The sequence below is a fragment of the Streptosporangium sp. NPDC002544 genome (assembly GCF_040295965.1).
Lineage (GTDB): Bacteria > Actinomycetota > Actinomycetes > Streptosporangiales > Streptosporangiaceae > Streptosporangium.
Map to the genome: position 1 here is coordinate 376388 of NZ_JBEOWJ010000004.1, position 13230 is coordinate 389617.

Here is a 13230-nt window from a genome sequence, read left to right on the forward strand (position 1 = left end):
GTCCTGAGGACGTCGCAGGTCTAGCGCGAGCGCCTCTTCGAGCAGGCCAAGGGTGCCCCTGCTCAGCAGGGGCACGACCTCTGGCCGGTGAATGCCGTGGAAGCACGCCGCCGCTTCGCCGCGGGCTACATGCACCCGATGGCCCCGTACGAACTGACGAGGCCCATGGCACCGGTGGTGCAGGTAGATCCGGCGAGGCCGGTGGGCACGGCGGAGTAGACATGTCCGCTGAGACTGGCAGGTGTGATGGCGCAGACGGGTTGGAGAGCGATCATGGCGCCGGTCAGGCCGACGCATCCGCTGGACGGGGGCGTGGCGGGCCCCGCCAGGGGCGTCGCACCTGCCGGACCTGTCGCGCCCCTGGGTCCTGCCGGACCTCTAGGTCCCGCGGGGCCTGGAGGCCCTGCTGGTCCTGCCAGGGGCGTCGCACCTGCGGGTCCTGCTGGGCCGGTGGCGCCTCTGGGTCCTGCGGGGCCCGTCGGGCCTGTCAATCCCATCGGGCCTGTCAGCCCCGTCAGTCCTGTCAGCCCCATCGGGCCTGGTAGTCCCATCGGTCCTGTCAATCCCATCGGGCCTGGTAGTCCCATCGGGCCTGGTAGCCCCATCGGTCCTGTCAGCCCCATCGGGCCTGTCAATCCCATCGGTCCCGCAGGTCCTGCGGGTCCTCCTAGCCCCATCGGTCCTGTCAGCCCTGTCGGTCCTGCGGGTCCCGCGGGTCCTCCTGGTCCCATCGGTCCCGCGGGTCCTGCGGGTCCTCCTGGCCCCATTGGTCCTGTCAGCCCTGTCGGTCCCGCGGGTCCTCCCGGTCCCATCGGTCCTGCGGGCCCTGCCGGTCCTGGAGGCCCTGCTGGTCCTGGAGGCCCTGCGGGTCCTGCGGGTCCTGCTGGTCCTGGAGGCCCTGCGGGTCCTGCGGGCCCTGCCGGTCCTGGAGGCCCTGCGGGTCCTGCCGGTCCTGCGAACGCGTTGGTGGAACTGGTAGCAGTGGGGCGCCGCCCAGTAGGCCTGCCGGGGGCGGTCAGATCGATCACTCTGGGCCCGTCGCGCTCGTCGTCGCGTTCATCGTCCCGGCCCCGATCTTTGTCGAAGGCGGGCCTGGCGCCCCGGTCGCAGTCGTTGTCCCGGGCACCGTCTCCGTCCCCGTCCCCGCCCCAGCCTCGACCTCGACCCCAGCCGGGACCGCCAGGGCATCCGCAGTGACGGCCTCCGCGGCATCCGCAGGAGCGGCACGGGCGAAGAATAGGCTTCTCACCACTGTGCACGGAATATTGGAGACGGGCCTTGCCCCCTTTACCTCCGTTACCCCCGTTGTCGCCGTGAGGTGCGAACAGAATGCTTGCGTTGTCGGCGGTGGCGCTCGCCGGAACCTGGTTCGACGACATCACGAGGATGCCTGCCATCGCCGCGACGGCCAAAGCGCCGGCACGCTTACCGGAATGGTCTGGCGCCCACTTGCTCCTACGAGGAAGCACGTTATTTCCCCATATCTTTACTAATTCCGAAAATATCCGGACCCGTCGTGCAGCCACGGAAGTGACGACGGAACAGGAGATACCCGGGGCTTATGGGGATAACGCTCCGGCATAGTTCAGGAAGAGCAAATAAGCGGCACTGTGCAGAAAAACCTATGCCTCATCTACGGTTTAGTCAGATTTAGGATGATTGTTCGGGAGTAGTGTTCCATGGGAGCTTTTATGATGTCCGATGAGCGGGGAAAGGTGATGATGTCAGGGGGCGGGAGGGTCGGGCGGTCCAATGCTGATGATCAACGATCGGCGTTGCCCGGAAAGCATATTTCCTCATAGTTCGGTGGCATAACCGCATGTAAATTCATGCTTTAAATGACAGTGTGTGTCGTACCGGTGTGAACCGGTACGACACACACTTCTTCCCTGCTCCTGGCGTGGGTGACCGCTCCTGCTCATCGTGCCGTGCCGTCACCGGACAGGTTCCACTTGGCGGCGTATCACCTGTCGCGGCCAGGTGTCAGGGACTACTTGTCGCGGATGATGATCTCCGGGAATGACGGGTCGTTCTGGAGGTCCCTCATCATTCTTTCCGAGCGCGTGAGGCGCTCGCGCCCGGGTCCCTCGTTCTCGTTGAAGTCGTTCCCGCCCCGGCGGCCGCGGTAACGGTCGTAGGGACGGTCCTGGTGGCGGTGCGGCCTTCCCCGCCACCTGTCCGAGGGCCTCTCCTCGCGATACTGCCGGCGGGAGGGGTTGGGGTTGGGGGAGAGGCGGCCGTCGAGAGTGCTGTCGGCATTCAGCTGTGAGATCGAGCCGAGCGCCTGGACCTGCCCGATGGTGGCGTTGGCCGGTGCCTGGTTCGACGTCATGAGGATGCCGGAGACTGCCGCGATGGCGAGGACGCCCACCCGCCTGCCGGAGATCGGCCCCGGTGTCCGTCCGCTCTTTCGAGGAAGCACGTTATTTCCCCATCTCGTTTCTGGTTCCGAAAACATCTGATATCCCTCACTACCTCATAAGCGGCAGCAGCTAGGAGATACCCCTCGGACAGTGAGATAGCTCATTGAAACGGTTGAGGCAGAGCAAATAAATGGCGCCGTGAAGGTCGATGGGAGTCTATCTATTATTATTTACGGTTTTGTCATAGTTGTTCGTATGTTATGAGAGGCGAGGTTGCTGCGAATTACCGGCCGGTTCCTCGGCGGGAAACCCTGCAGGCGCCGCCGGTCAGCGAGACGACCTGCCTGGTATCGCCGGTGTCACCGGCGATACCAGGCAGGTCCACGGACCGTTACCGGTAGACGCGGGGGTCGGCCAGAAGCGGGCGCGACAGGCGCACGGTGATGAACTCGTTGTCGTCGGGCCGGCCCGGGGTGCGGCCGGCGGAGAACGGGAAGTTGTTGTCGTCGAGCACGCCCAGAGTCCGGTCGTCGAGGATCACCACGTCCTCGATGGTCTGGAACGGGAACCTGAAGGTCTTCCCGAACCCACCCAGGTCGTGCGGGTTGGCCAGGTCGAGCAGGTCGGCGACGAGGGTCTTGCGCAGGTCCGCGTGGCGGATGTCCACCAGGTAGATGTGCTTGGTCCTGGCCGCGTCCCCCTCAAGGTTGTCGCGCTCGATGACGAGGAACCGGTGCCGATCGACTGCGATCATGTCGCCGATCGCGTTGTCGGGGCTCTCCAGCCGGTAGGTCCAGCGCTTGCCGGTGTAGGCCCGCTTGCGCAGGTCGAACTCGTTCATCCGCAGCGTCCCGGCCTCGTCGCCGGTCACGGTGCCCTCCAGTAGCGGGTACAGCGTGCGGCCGTCGACCGAACGGGCCATGCCCTCGAAGCCCTTGCTCCGCCCCAGGTTGGGCTGCTCGCCGCCCAGGGACGGGTTCTCCGGGGCCTTCACGCCGGGCAGCGGGATCGGCGCCTCAAGCAGCTTGCCGGTGGCGGAGAAGTGCAGCAGGAACGGGCCGAACTCGTCCCCGATCCAGTAGGTGCCGTCGGAGGTCCGTACGATCGACTCCACGTCGAAGTCCGCGCCGGTCAGCTTCCGGTCCGCCCGGGTCAGCGCCCAGCCGACGTGACCGTCGGGGTCGCTCAGGTCGAACCCGCCGAGCACCGCGACCTTGCCGCGCTTGAAGTCGGGCTTCACCTGGTGCACCCGCAGCAGGAAGTCCGGGCTGTTGGCCTTGCCGCCGTAGCCGTTGTCCGACAGCACGTCGAAGGTACCGTCCTGCCGCCGCACGATGCCGCTGAAACCCTGCACCGGCTGCCCGGTGAACGGCGGGGTCACCCCGTTGATCGGAGCCGTGCCGAGCTGCGCCCCCGACGGCTCGCTGCCGGGTACGAAGGTCAGCGCGGGCAGGGAGGCGAACCCGGTCAGGGTGGCGCGCCCGAATTCGGAGCGTCCGTGCCTGTCGGAACCGGGCTGTCCAGGGTCGGCCACCGCCGGTGCGGACACCGCCAGTGCCAGTACGGCCGCGCCGATGGTGATCGTCATACGTCGTCTCATGGCGGGCACGTTAGGGAACCCGGATGAACGGCCGGTATTACGCCGCGGGCCGTACAGCGAAAACAAAGGCATGGCTGAGGGAGTTGATGCGCTTGTGGCTTCTCGCTGCCCTCCCAACGGAATAAAGTTCCATATATGAGGATTTTCGCCAACATCATCGAGCTCAAGTCCGCCGTCGGGGAGCATCTCGGCTACACCGAGTGGCGCGAGATCACCCAGGAACAGGTCAACCTGTTCGCCGACGCGACCGGCGACCACCAGTGGATCCACGTGGACGTGGAGAAGGCGGAGCAGGGGCCGTTCGGCGGCACCATCGCCCACGGATACCTGAGCCTGGCGCTGCTGCCCTCGTTCATGGTGGAGCTGTTCCAGGTGGGCGATCTGGCCATGGGCATCAACTACGGGCTCAACAAGGTCCGTTTCCCCTCGCCGATCCCGGTCGGCGCGCGGGTCCGGGCAGGCGCCGAACTCGTCGACCTCAAGGGCACCCCCTCGGGCTACCTGTCGAAAATGCGGCTGACCGTGGAGGTCGAGGGCAAGCCCAAGCCCGCCTGCGTCGCGGAGACCCTCTCGCTGTACGTCCCGGCGGAGAGCTCCTGACCATGCGGTCACCTCTCCCGCGGAGGGCGCCCTCCTCGACTCAGCCCTCCGTGGAGAGCTCCTGAGCCAGGATCGCGGCCTGGACGCGACTGCGGAGACCCAGCTTGTTCAGCAACCGGCTGACGTGAGTCTTCGTCGTCGCCTCCGCCATGTCCAGCTCCACGGAGATCTCCGTGTTCGACAGGCCCCGGCCGATGCAGGCCAGTACCTCGCGCTCGCGCGGGGTGAGGCCGCCGATCTCGTACGGCCTGCGCGCGGGGACCGACGCGCCGAAGGCCGAGATCAGCCGCCGGGTGACCGAGGGCGCGATGAGCCCGTCGCCCCTGGCCACCACCCGCACCGCGTTCACCAGGGCGTCGGCGTCGGTGTTCTTCAACAGGAACCCGGCGGCTCCGGCCCGCAGCGCCCCGAAGACGTACTCGTCGATGTCGAAGGTGGTCAGGATCAGCACGTCGGCGATCCCGCTCAGCGCGCGCGTCGCGGAGATCCCGTCGAGCTTCGGCATCCGGATGTCCATCAACACCACGTCCGGGCGGAGCTCGGAGGCCATCGCGACGGCCTGCTCGCCGTTGGCGGCCTGGCCGACGACCTCGATGTCGTCGTGACCGTCGAGGATGAGGACGATCCCGGCGCGGACCGCCGCGTGATCGTCGGCGACGAGGACTCGGATGGTCACGTGCTCTCCAGAGTGGGCAACTCGGCGCGGACGCGCCAGCCGTCATTATGCGGTCCGGCCTCGAAGACGCCGCCGACGAGGTTCGTGCGCTCCCGCATGCCGATGATCCCCGCACCCGCGCCGGGCAGCTCCCGCTCCGCCTCGCCCACCGGGTTGTCCACGGTCAGCGTGACCAGCCCCGGCAGGTAGCCGATCACCACGTCGGCGGCCTTTCCGCCGTGCTTGAGCGCGTTGGTCAGCGACTCCTGGACGATCCGGTAACCGGCCAGATCGACCGAGGCGGGCAGCTCCCTGGCATCGCCGTCCACCCGTATCCGCACGTCAAGCCCCGCCTCCCGGGCCCGCTCCGCCAGTTCTTCAGCCTCGGCCACCCGGCGCCGGATCGCCTCGGGCTCCTCGCCGTCCTGCCGGAGCAGCCCGATCATGGCACGCATCTCGCCCATGCCCTCGACGCTGTTCTCCCTGATGGACTTCAGCACCTTCCGTACGGTCTGCGCGTCCAGGTCCCGGCGGGAGAGGACGGCGGTGGACTGGATGGCGATCGCGCTGAAGTGGTTCGCGATCATGTCGTGCAACTCCCGTGCCATCCGGGCCCGCTCGGCCTGCACCGCGGCCGCCCGGTCCAGCTCCGCCAGCCGCGCCACCTGCTCGGCCCGCGCGCGCTCGGAGGTCGCCTGGTCCTCCAGCTGTCTTATGATCATCGCGGTGAGGACAGGGGTCACCCCGACCAGGCCCGTCTGGACGAGGAAGACGGCAGCGGCGGCCCACTGCCTGAACAGGACCCCGGCGACCACACCCGCGACGACGGCGATCACCGAGGTGATGCCGAGCATCCACCTGCCCAGCGCGCGGGGACCGTACCTGACCCCCGAGTAGAGGTTGTCGGTGACGATCAGGAGCGTACCCAGCGACGGGCCCATGGCGGAGTCGCCGACGAAGGCCACACCCCCCAGCACGAGCGCCAGCAGCGGCCTGCTCCGCCGTACCGCGACCCCCACACACGAGATCGCCAGCGGCCCGATGAACAGCGGGGCGGCGGCCCATCGGTGCTGGTAGGCGCCCGCGGCGAGCAGCAGGAGACCGACGACGAAACACGCCACGGCCCCCAGCGCGTCTCGTCTCATGCCTCTCATCCCATCATTCCGATACGGCCCGCAGGAGCGGCGCAGGGAGGATCGCCGGTACATAAAAGGATGTACACCGGTTCATCAGCTCCGACGATGTCCCAGGTCGACCGGGTTGGGAGGATGAATCCATGGTTCTGGCGATCATCATCGGATGCGAGATCGGGTTCTGGATCCTGCTGGGCCTGGGGCTCGCCTCACGTTACCTGTGGGGCATGCGCCGGCTCAGCACGGCGCTGCTGCTGGCGGTTCCGCTGCTCGATGTGGTTCTCCTCATCGCCTCCGTCATCGACATGCGCGGCGGCGCCCAGGCGGACTGGCGCCACGGGCTGGCCGCCGCCTACATCGGCTACTCGATCGTCTTCGGCCACCGTACGATCACCTGGGCCGACGCGAAGTTCGCCCACCGCTTCGCCGGCGGCCCCGAGCCGTGGCGACCTCCGCCCGGCGGCATGGCCAGGGCCCGGTACGAATGGGGCATCTGGCTCAGGATCGTTCTCGCGTACGGCATCGCCTGCGCCCTGTTGTTCGGCCTGATCCTCATCGTCGGCGACCCGTCACGGACCACGGCGTTGATCGCCTTCATGGCCGGTGCGCTCAAGATCCCCCTGATCGCCGTGCTCTGGCCGCTGAGCTACACGCTGTTCCCGAAGAAGGTCGGCGTCGCCGGCGATTCCGGTGACTGATTCCGCGCATCGGTCGCGGTGTCACCAGCGATCCCAGTGGGTGACCTCCTCCATCGGCACCCGGCGCGCGGGCTTGAAATCGGTGCCGATCGTGTAGGCCAGCGGAACGAACGCCACCTGCATCACCTTTCCGTACGGGATGCCGAGCACCTGGGCCGCCTCCCGCTCCAGCCGGAGCGGCCCCAGCCAGGCCGTACCCAGCGACCTGGCCCGCGCGGCCAGCATGAAGCTCCAGACGGCGGGCAGGATCGAGCCGAACGTGTTGGCCTGCTCATGCGCGCTCGCTCCTTCGGTCCGCCCGGTGATGCACGGGATGAGGAACGCCGGCACCTGGTGAATGTGCCGGTACAGATGATCCGCTCCCTCCCAGACCCGCTCCATCGAGCCCGGGAACGCGTACGCCCGCCGCGCGTCCTCCTCCGGCATCGGCGTCCCTGGCAGGTGCATCCCCTCCCGCCACAGCGCCGCGATCCTCTCCCGCTGCTCCCGCTTGGTGACCACGACGAAGTGCCAGCGCTGGCGGTTACGCCCGGTCGGAGCCTGTACGGCGAGCTTGAGGCACTCCTCGATGAGCTCGCGGGGGACGGGCCGGGTGAGATCCAGTCGCCTGCGTACGGCCCGGGTGGTGGAGAGCACGTCGTCGGGGGTCATCTGGCCGCCAAAGATTTCGATGATGGTCGAATTGCTAGGTTCGATTGTGCTGCTGGACTTCGATGTTTGTCAAAGCCTCGAAATCCTTGGCTAGGATCGGCCCATGCGGGCCCTTCATCATCCGGACGTCTCCTCCGTCACCCTCCCCACCATGCTGAACGCCCTCGCCGACGAGGTCCGGCTCTCGGTCGTCCGCCAACTCGCCGAGGCCGGCGGCGTGGTCTGCGGCCAGTTCGACGTCCCGGTGAGCATGTCGACCCTCTCCCATCACCTGAAGGTCCTCCGTGAGGCCGGGCTCCTTCGCGTCACCCCCGAAGGCAGCTTCCGCCGCCACGAACTCCGCCTCGCCGAGATGGAGACCCGATTTCCCGGTGTCCTCTCCTCGATCCTCCGGTCCGCCTGACCCTCTGATCCAGGGCCTGTCACGCCGCCCGACCTCGGCGCGGAGCTCGCGCCCTCCCTCGATCACGAACCGATCGGCTAACCGGTTCGAGGCACCCCACAAAACCCGCTATGCTTGCTTACGCAGCGAGCGGCCGTAGCTCAATGGATAGAGCATCTGACTACGGATCAGAAGGTTGGGGTTTCGAGTACCTCCGGCCGCACACATGCAAGAAGGCCCCTGAACAGGCATTACGCCATCAGGGGCCTTTTTCGTTGTGCTCTCAGCCGGTCTCTTCGGTGTCGGTGGGAGCCAACCTGGGAGCCAAAGGCGCGGGTCTGCCCAGCAGAGCCCCCGAGATCGCCGCCGACGCCGCCCGCTTGTCCCCCTCCATCAGATGGCCGTAGACGTCCTTGGTGATCGCGATGCTGGCGTGCCCGAGGACGTCGGAGACGACGTGCAGCGGCGTGCCCTGGGCGAGCATGAGCGAGGCGCCGGAGTGCCGCAGCTCGTGCGGGTGCCAGTGGCCGAGGCCAGCCTTCTGCGCCAGCTTCGAGAACAGGTGAGAGAAGGTGTCGGGGTCGGACGGATTGCCGAGCATCGTGGGGAAGATCAGCCCGTGCTCGGTCCACTCCTCTCCGGCCTGGAGACGTTCCGCGTTGTGCGTGGCCCGATGCCGCTTGAGCGCGTCGACCAACTCGGGCGTCAGGCAGAGCGTACGGCGTGATTTCCTGGTCTTGAGTTCGGTGATCACGAGCTTGGTCTTGCGTTCCGCGCCGGGGGCGCGGTTCTTGATCCGTTTCACCGCGTGCGCCACACGCAGGGTTCTGGCCTCCGGGTCGAAGCCGCTCCACATCAGCCCGAGAGCCTCACCGCGGCGAAGACCGAAGACGAGCGCCAGGAGGACGAGCGCCCCCATTCGATGCTCCGCGACCTCGTCGAGAAGCCTGTGCGACTGGTCGACCGTGAGCGTACGGCCCTCGTCGGTGTTGAGCCGGGGAGGCATCGACAGCGCCGCGACATTCCGCGCCACCAGGCCCTCACGCTCAGCCTGTCCGAGTGCCTTGCGCAGGACGGCCCGCATGATCCGGACACTGTTGGGCTTGTACTTCGCCCGCTTGGCTTGCCACAGGGCATCGACGTGAGCGACGGTCAGCGCGGTGAGCTTATGCCGCCCGAGTCCCGGCTTGAGGTGGAGTCGTACCGTGTCCTCGTAGTCGTCCAAGGTCGAATCGGCGATATGACCGGGGAGCGTGGACAGCCAACGGTCAAGGAAGGCACCAACGGTGATCTTGTCGTCGGGGACCGGCAGCCCCTTGGCGATGCCCTCGCGGATCTTCCGGATCTTCTCGACGACCTCGGGCCGCGTCTTGCCGGAGACCTTCTTACGGATGCGCTCCCCGTTCGGCCCGTACCCGATGGAGATCGCCCCGCGCCACCGGTCGCCGTCCTTGTAGATCGAGTCCTCGTTGTGGCCACGCTTCTTGGTGCTCATGCTGCTTGCTCCTCTTCCAGATGCGCGACGAACTCGGCGAGCGCGGTCGGGGGAATTCTGCGAAGGGTGCCGACACGGACCGAGCGGAGAGCGCCCGACCGCATCAGCGCGTAGACCGTGGTCCGGCCAACGCTGAGAAGCTCTGCCGCCTTCTCGGGGCGGAGAAGCATCAGGTCCGGGTCATTCGTCATGCCGCCTCCCTGATTGCCGAAAGGTCTTGTCCGGTCGCTTTGGCTTGCAGGGCCAGCAGAGTTGCTCGCCAGCGCTGGCGTTCGGCGACCATGCGCAGCAGTCGCAGGGCCAGGGAGGGGATGTCGCCGTCACCGGCCGGGACGGGCTTCCAGATGTAGCGGTGCGGGTCGGGGGCCTCGTCGGCCAGGCCGAGGGCTTCCATGACCCAGGTGTGGCGGTCGCGCTTGTGCTCGGACAGGGTCTTGTTGGACCACTTACGAGAGACCAGGACGCGCCGGCCCGCGTAGCCGAGGTGTTCGGGCTTGTGCGCCTTGCTCCGGCACCGGCCCGGCGCCATGCCCGCCTTGGGGTTCTTGGGCTGGACTCCGTAGCGCAGCCAGTTCGGGCAGGCCGGGGAGCAGGGTTCGTAGCGGAGCGCCTCGACCATGCGAGACGCGTGGTCACGTTGGGCCGGGTTGTCGGCGTCGAGGGTGTCGCCGAGGCTCTTGGTCAGGTACTTGGACAGGTAGCGGATGCACTGGTCGGCATCCGGGGTGCCACCGAGGACACCCTGAACGTCGACCTGGGCGCCGAAGCGGACCACATGCAGCGGCTCGGCCTCCTCGTCGGCGTCGAGCCGGTCGAGCGCTTCGCGCCAGGTGGGCAGCACTTCCCCGGTGACCGGATCGAGGTAGTCGCCGTCCTGTCCGTCCGGGTAGGGAGTGCCGTCTTCCCGTGCGGGACGCTCGACCCACACCGGCAGGTGATCGCCCTCGAAGCGCACCTCGTCGACCGAGGGCCACCACACCTGGTGGTAGGTGGCCGCCGCGATCGCCTTGACCTCGGCGCGCGGCATGGTGCCCCGGATGGCCATGTGCAGGTGCGGCGCGAGTCGCTTCTGTGGTTCGACCGAAGAGAAGTACTGCAGGTCATAGCCCGCAACCCGGCGCAGGTTCTGCACGAAGCGGTCGACGAGCTTGGAGAAATGCAGCGCGTCCCGGACCGCCCGCCGGTAGTCGTAGCCGTCCGGATCGACGGGCACGCCGTTGCGCACCTTGCCGTAGGAGGGAAGCGTGAGCGTGACGAACAGCGACGGCCGGTAGACCATCCCGTCGGAACTGGTGAAGGTCCGTCCCAGGGTGGTGTTCTGCCGGACCTTCCGGGGCAGGTCGGGGGCGTCCTGGCGTCGCCGGGTCGAGCGGTTGCGCTTGGCGGTGGTACGGCCGAGCAGGGTGCCGCGCATCCCGGCCGCGGTGATCTCGGCATCCAGTCCGGTGAGGATGGCGTCCAGGTCGGTGGTGGTGTCGTCGCCGGCCTTTTCCGCGGCATCACGCTGAGCCTGCATGTCCGCGCGGAACTCCACCAGCCAGAGTTGTTCCTCGCTGGGCTCATCCGGGGTGATCGAGGGTTCGGCGTACAGGTGCCAGCCTTCCCGGCACTGGGCCATCCGCAGGTAGCGGTTGCGCCGGGCGCACGACGAGCACTTGGCGTCCATGGTGGTCCCGCAGGGCACGTTGACGTCCTCGGTGAGCCCGGTGTGGGTGTCCAAGCGCCGCAGGACCACGGGCCGGATGCACACCCCGTTGTGCTTGGCGATCTCCACCGCCACGTCCAGTGCGAGCGGCATTCTCTGACGTTCGGCACGCGAGAGGCTACGGTCGTTGGGGTTGCTCACGCGTCTGCCTCCTGCTCGTGGTCGGGGTCGAGGAGTGCGCCCTGTCCGCATTCGCGGCACTCGACCAGGCCGCGGATCAGATCGAGCCACAGCGTGTTGACCGCGTGGCAGGCCGCACAGCGCAGGCCGTCGAGGATGTAGGCCAGCTCAGTCACGCTCGCCCCTCTCCCGCACTTCGGACAGGTCGGCCACCAGCCGGAACATGGTCTGGTACGGGTCGGCGGTGACGCGGACGTTGACCAGCTCGAAGGCCAGGACGGGCTGAGCGTGGCGAGTTCCCAGGACGGCCAGGATGGGCCGCTCGCAGATGCGGGTGATCTCCTCATCGGTGCCGTAGAAGCAGACCCTCACGCGGTCACCCCCAGCGCCATCGCGCGGATGTCGCTGTCGGAGACGTAGGCGGCGCGCACCCGGATCGGGTCGGGCGAGGTCTCCAGCCGGACGTAGCCGATGCCGGCGCCCTGCTCGGGGATCGGGGAGATGTGATCGGCCAGCGCCCCGCGATCCCGTGCGCCGTCGCCGAGGACCATATCGACCTGCTCTGATTCGTCGAGGCGGAGCGCGATCTTGTCGGGGAAGAGGTTGCGGATGTTCATGACCTCTTTGCGGGGGTCCTGGAGGGCCGCCATCACGCCGAACCCGACCGCCCGGCCTTGCGTGGTGAGGGTGGCCAGGGCAGCGGAGATACGGAGCTTCAGCCCCTTGTCGGACTGGTAGGCGGTCAGGAACGCCACCTCGTCGACCACCACCAGGACGAACGGGTCATCGACGGTGGGAGTGTGGGAGCGCTGGAGTCCGGCGTAGCGGTCGGCCCGCTCCTGCATGATCTGCACCGCTGCTTCCAGGAGATCTGCGCAGTCGGCCGGGCTCGCGGCGTAGCGGGTGCCGAACAGGTCGCGGCCGTAGGACAGTTCCATCCGCTTGGGATCCAGCGCCCACACCTGCGCCAGCCCTGCCCGAGTGGCGGGGAGCAGGCCGCGGATCGTTGACCAGATGACCGAGCCCTTGCCCGCCCCGGTGGCCCCGGCGACCAGGACATGAGTGTCGTGAACCTTCAGCAGCCAGGGTTTGCCGTCCTCGCACGTGCCGACCTCCACCGGACCCACCGACGCCTCAGCCGGAACCGGTATGGCTGGGAGCGGTGTGGCGAGGGGATCGCGCCGGGGGAAGACGAGCAGTAGCCGGCCAGCTCTTGCGATGGAGACCCGGCAGGAACGGGCGCCGAACCCGTGGGCGAGGTGGTCGGTGCGGTCGGACCAGTCCTTGACCGATTGCCCGGTGAGCATCCGCACCGTGACCAGGTCAGCCCACGAGGTACAGGACACCTTGACGATGCGGGGCAGGTAGTCCCGGCCGCGTAAGTGACGGCCGAGCCCGGAGATGATCATTACCGGTTGCCAGTGGCGCCGATAGACCCACACCCGACGCCACCAGGCCAGCAGCCGCCAGCCCACCAGGCGCAGGAACGACGGACGAGCGAGGAGGCACCACGCGGTGAGGCTGAGCGGAACCAGGATGACGAGGCCGAGGCCCCAGCGCCAGCCGTAGAAGTAGGTGACCGCGCCAGGGGTGAGTGCGACGGTCGAGGCGATCGGGTGACGCCACAGCAGCCGCACGAGACCGGCCAGCAGCCGCCACGTGAAGATCAGAATCGTGATGATCGCCGGGGTACGGACGACGGCCGGGCGGAAGACGACGGCGGTATCGGGGGTGGTGGAGACGAGGTGCTGTGCCTCGTCGCCGGGCAGTTTCTTGAACATTAGGCTGGGGGCCTTCCTTGAATTCGCGTGAGAGGGAGAACCGAGGG

At 67.7% G+C, this 13230-nt stretch carries 15 protein-coding genes and 1 tRNA gene; 5 read left to right on the forward strand and 11 right to left on the reverse strand.

Annotated features, from left to right (window positions below):
- Positions 1-766 precede the first annotated feature (766 nt).
- Positions 767-979, forward strand: coding sequence for a hypothetical protein (locus ABT061_RS08530; RefSeq protein ID WP_350914141.1), 213 nt, complete (start codon positions 767-769; stop codon positions 977-979).
- Positions 980-1990: 1011 nt separating this feature from the next.
- Here the strand turns inward: ABT061_RS08530 and ABT061_RS08535 are convergent.
- A complete protein-coding gene (locus ABT061_RS08535) occupies positions 1991-2422 on the reverse strand; it encodes a hypothetical protein (RefSeq protein WP_350914143.1) in 432 nt (143 codons plus the stop codon).
- Between the two features lie 332 nt (positions 2423-2754).
- Complete coding sequence (locus tag ABT061_RS08540) at positions 2755-3963, reverse strand: esterase-like activity of phytase family protein (RefSeq protein ID WP_350914145.1); 1209 nt, start codon at positions 3961-3963, stop codon at positions 2755-2757.
- 135 nt (positions 3964-4098) lie between these two features.
- Between ABT061_RS08540 and ABT061_RS08545 the strand changes: the two genes are divergently transcribed.
- Entirely contained in the window at positions 4099-4563 is a 465-nt protein-coding gene (locus ABT061_RS08545; RefSeq protein ID WP_350914147.1) for a MaoC family dehydratase, read from the forward strand.
- A 40-nt stretch (positions 4564-4603) separates the two neighbouring features.
- Here the strand turns inward: ABT061_RS08545 and ABT061_RS08550 are convergent, their stop codons facing one another.
- Both ABT061_RS08550 and ABT061_RS08555 read right to left on the reverse strand, forming a co-directional pair.
- Positions 4604-5239, reverse strand: a complete 636-nt coding sequence (locus ABT061_RS08550; RefSeq protein WP_350914149.1) for a response regulator — start codon at positions 5237-5239, stop codon at positions 4604-4606.
- Positions 5236-6363: a sensor histidine kinase gene (locus ABT061_RS08555; protein ID WP_350914152.1), complete on the reverse strand. Its 1128-nt coding sequence runs from the start codon at positions 6361-6363 to the stop codon at positions 5236-5238. Before ABT061_RS08555 ends, ABT061_RS08550 begins: the two co-directional genes overlap by 4 nt.
- Before the next feature lie 131 nt (positions 6364-6494).
- On the opposite strand from ABT061_RS08555, the gene ABT061_RS08560 reads away from it, so the two are divergent.
- Positions 6495-7049 carry a hypothetical protein gene (locus tag ABT061_RS08560; protein ID WP_350914154.1) on the forward strand — a complete coding sequence of 185 codons (555 nt, stop codon included), beginning with the start codon at positions 6495-6497 and terminating at the stop codon, positions 7047-7049.
- A gap of 21 nt (positions 7050-7070) precedes the next feature.
- Here ABT061_RS08560 and ABT061_RS08565 read toward each other — a convergent pair whose 3' ends face one another.
- Positions 7071-7700 carry a nitroreductase family protein gene (locus tag ABT061_RS08565; protein ID WP_350914156.1) on the reverse strand — a complete coding sequence of 210 codons (630 nt, stop codon included), beginning with the start codon at positions 7698-7700 and terminating at the stop codon, positions 7071-7073.
- Positions 7701-7803: 103 nt separating this feature from the next.
- Here ABT061_RS08565 and ABT061_RS08570 point away from each other — a divergent pair, with 103 nt between their 5' ends.
- The gene (locus ABT061_RS08570; protein WP_350914158.1) at positions 7804-8103 is read left to right on the forward strand and encodes an ArsR/SmtB family transcription factor; all 300 of its coding nucleotides are present in this window, start codon (positions 7804-7806) and stop codon (positions 8101-8103) included.
- A gap of 129 nt (positions 8104-8232) precedes the next feature.
- Positions 8233-8305: transfer RNA gene (locus ABT061_RS08575), tRNA-Arg, on the forward strand.
- Between the two features lie 60 nt (positions 8306-8365).
- On the opposite strand, the gene ABT061_RS08580 is transcribed toward ABT061_RS08575, so the two are convergent.
- Genes ABT061_RS08580 through ABT061_RS08605 form a run of 6 tightly spaced genes read right to left on the reverse strand, consistent with a single transcriptional unit; the run spans position 8366 to position 13183 of the window.
- The gene (locus tag ABT061_RS08580; RefSeq protein WP_350914160.1) at positions 8366-9577 is read right to left on the reverse strand and encodes a tyrosine-type recombinase/integrase; all 1212 of its coding nucleotides are present in this window, start codon (positions 9575-9577) and stop codon (positions 8366-8368) included.
- On the reverse strand, positions 9574-9768 hold the full coding sequence (locus tag ABT061_RS08585; RefSeq protein WP_350914162.1) for a helix-turn-helix domain-containing protein: 195 nt from the start codon (positions 9766-9768) through the stop codon (positions 9574-9576). The genes ABT061_RS08580 and ABT061_RS08585 overlap by 4 nt, the downstream gene beginning before the upstream one ends.
- The gene (locus ABT061_RS08590; RefSeq protein WP_350914164.1) at positions 9765-11423 is read right to left on the reverse strand and encodes a replication initiator; all 1659 of its coding nucleotides are present in this window, start codon (positions 11421-11423) and stop codon (positions 9765-9767) included. Before ABT061_RS08590 ends, ABT061_RS08585 begins: the two co-directional genes overlap by 4 nt.
- Positions 11420-11578, reverse strand: a complete 159-nt coding sequence (locus ABT061_RS08595) for a hypothetical protein (protein WP_350914166.1) — start codon at positions 11576-11578, stop codon at positions 11420-11422. Before ABT061_RS08595 ends, ABT061_RS08590 begins: the two co-directional genes overlap by 4 nt.
- A complete protein-coding gene (locus ABT061_RS08600) occupies positions 11571-11774 on the reverse strand; it encodes a hypothetical protein (protein WP_350914168.1) in 204 nt (67 codons plus the stop codon). The genes ABT061_RS08595 and ABT061_RS08600 overlap by 8 nt, the downstream gene beginning before the upstream one ends.
- On the reverse strand, positions 11771-13183 hold the full coding sequence (locus ABT061_RS08605; RefSeq protein ID WP_350914170.1) for an FtsK/SpoIIIE domain-containing protein: 1413 nt from the start codon (positions 13181-13183) through the stop codon (positions 11771-11773). Before ABT061_RS08605 ends, ABT061_RS08600 begins: the two co-directional genes overlap by 4 nt.
- Positions 13184-13230 lie beyond the last annotated feature (47 nt).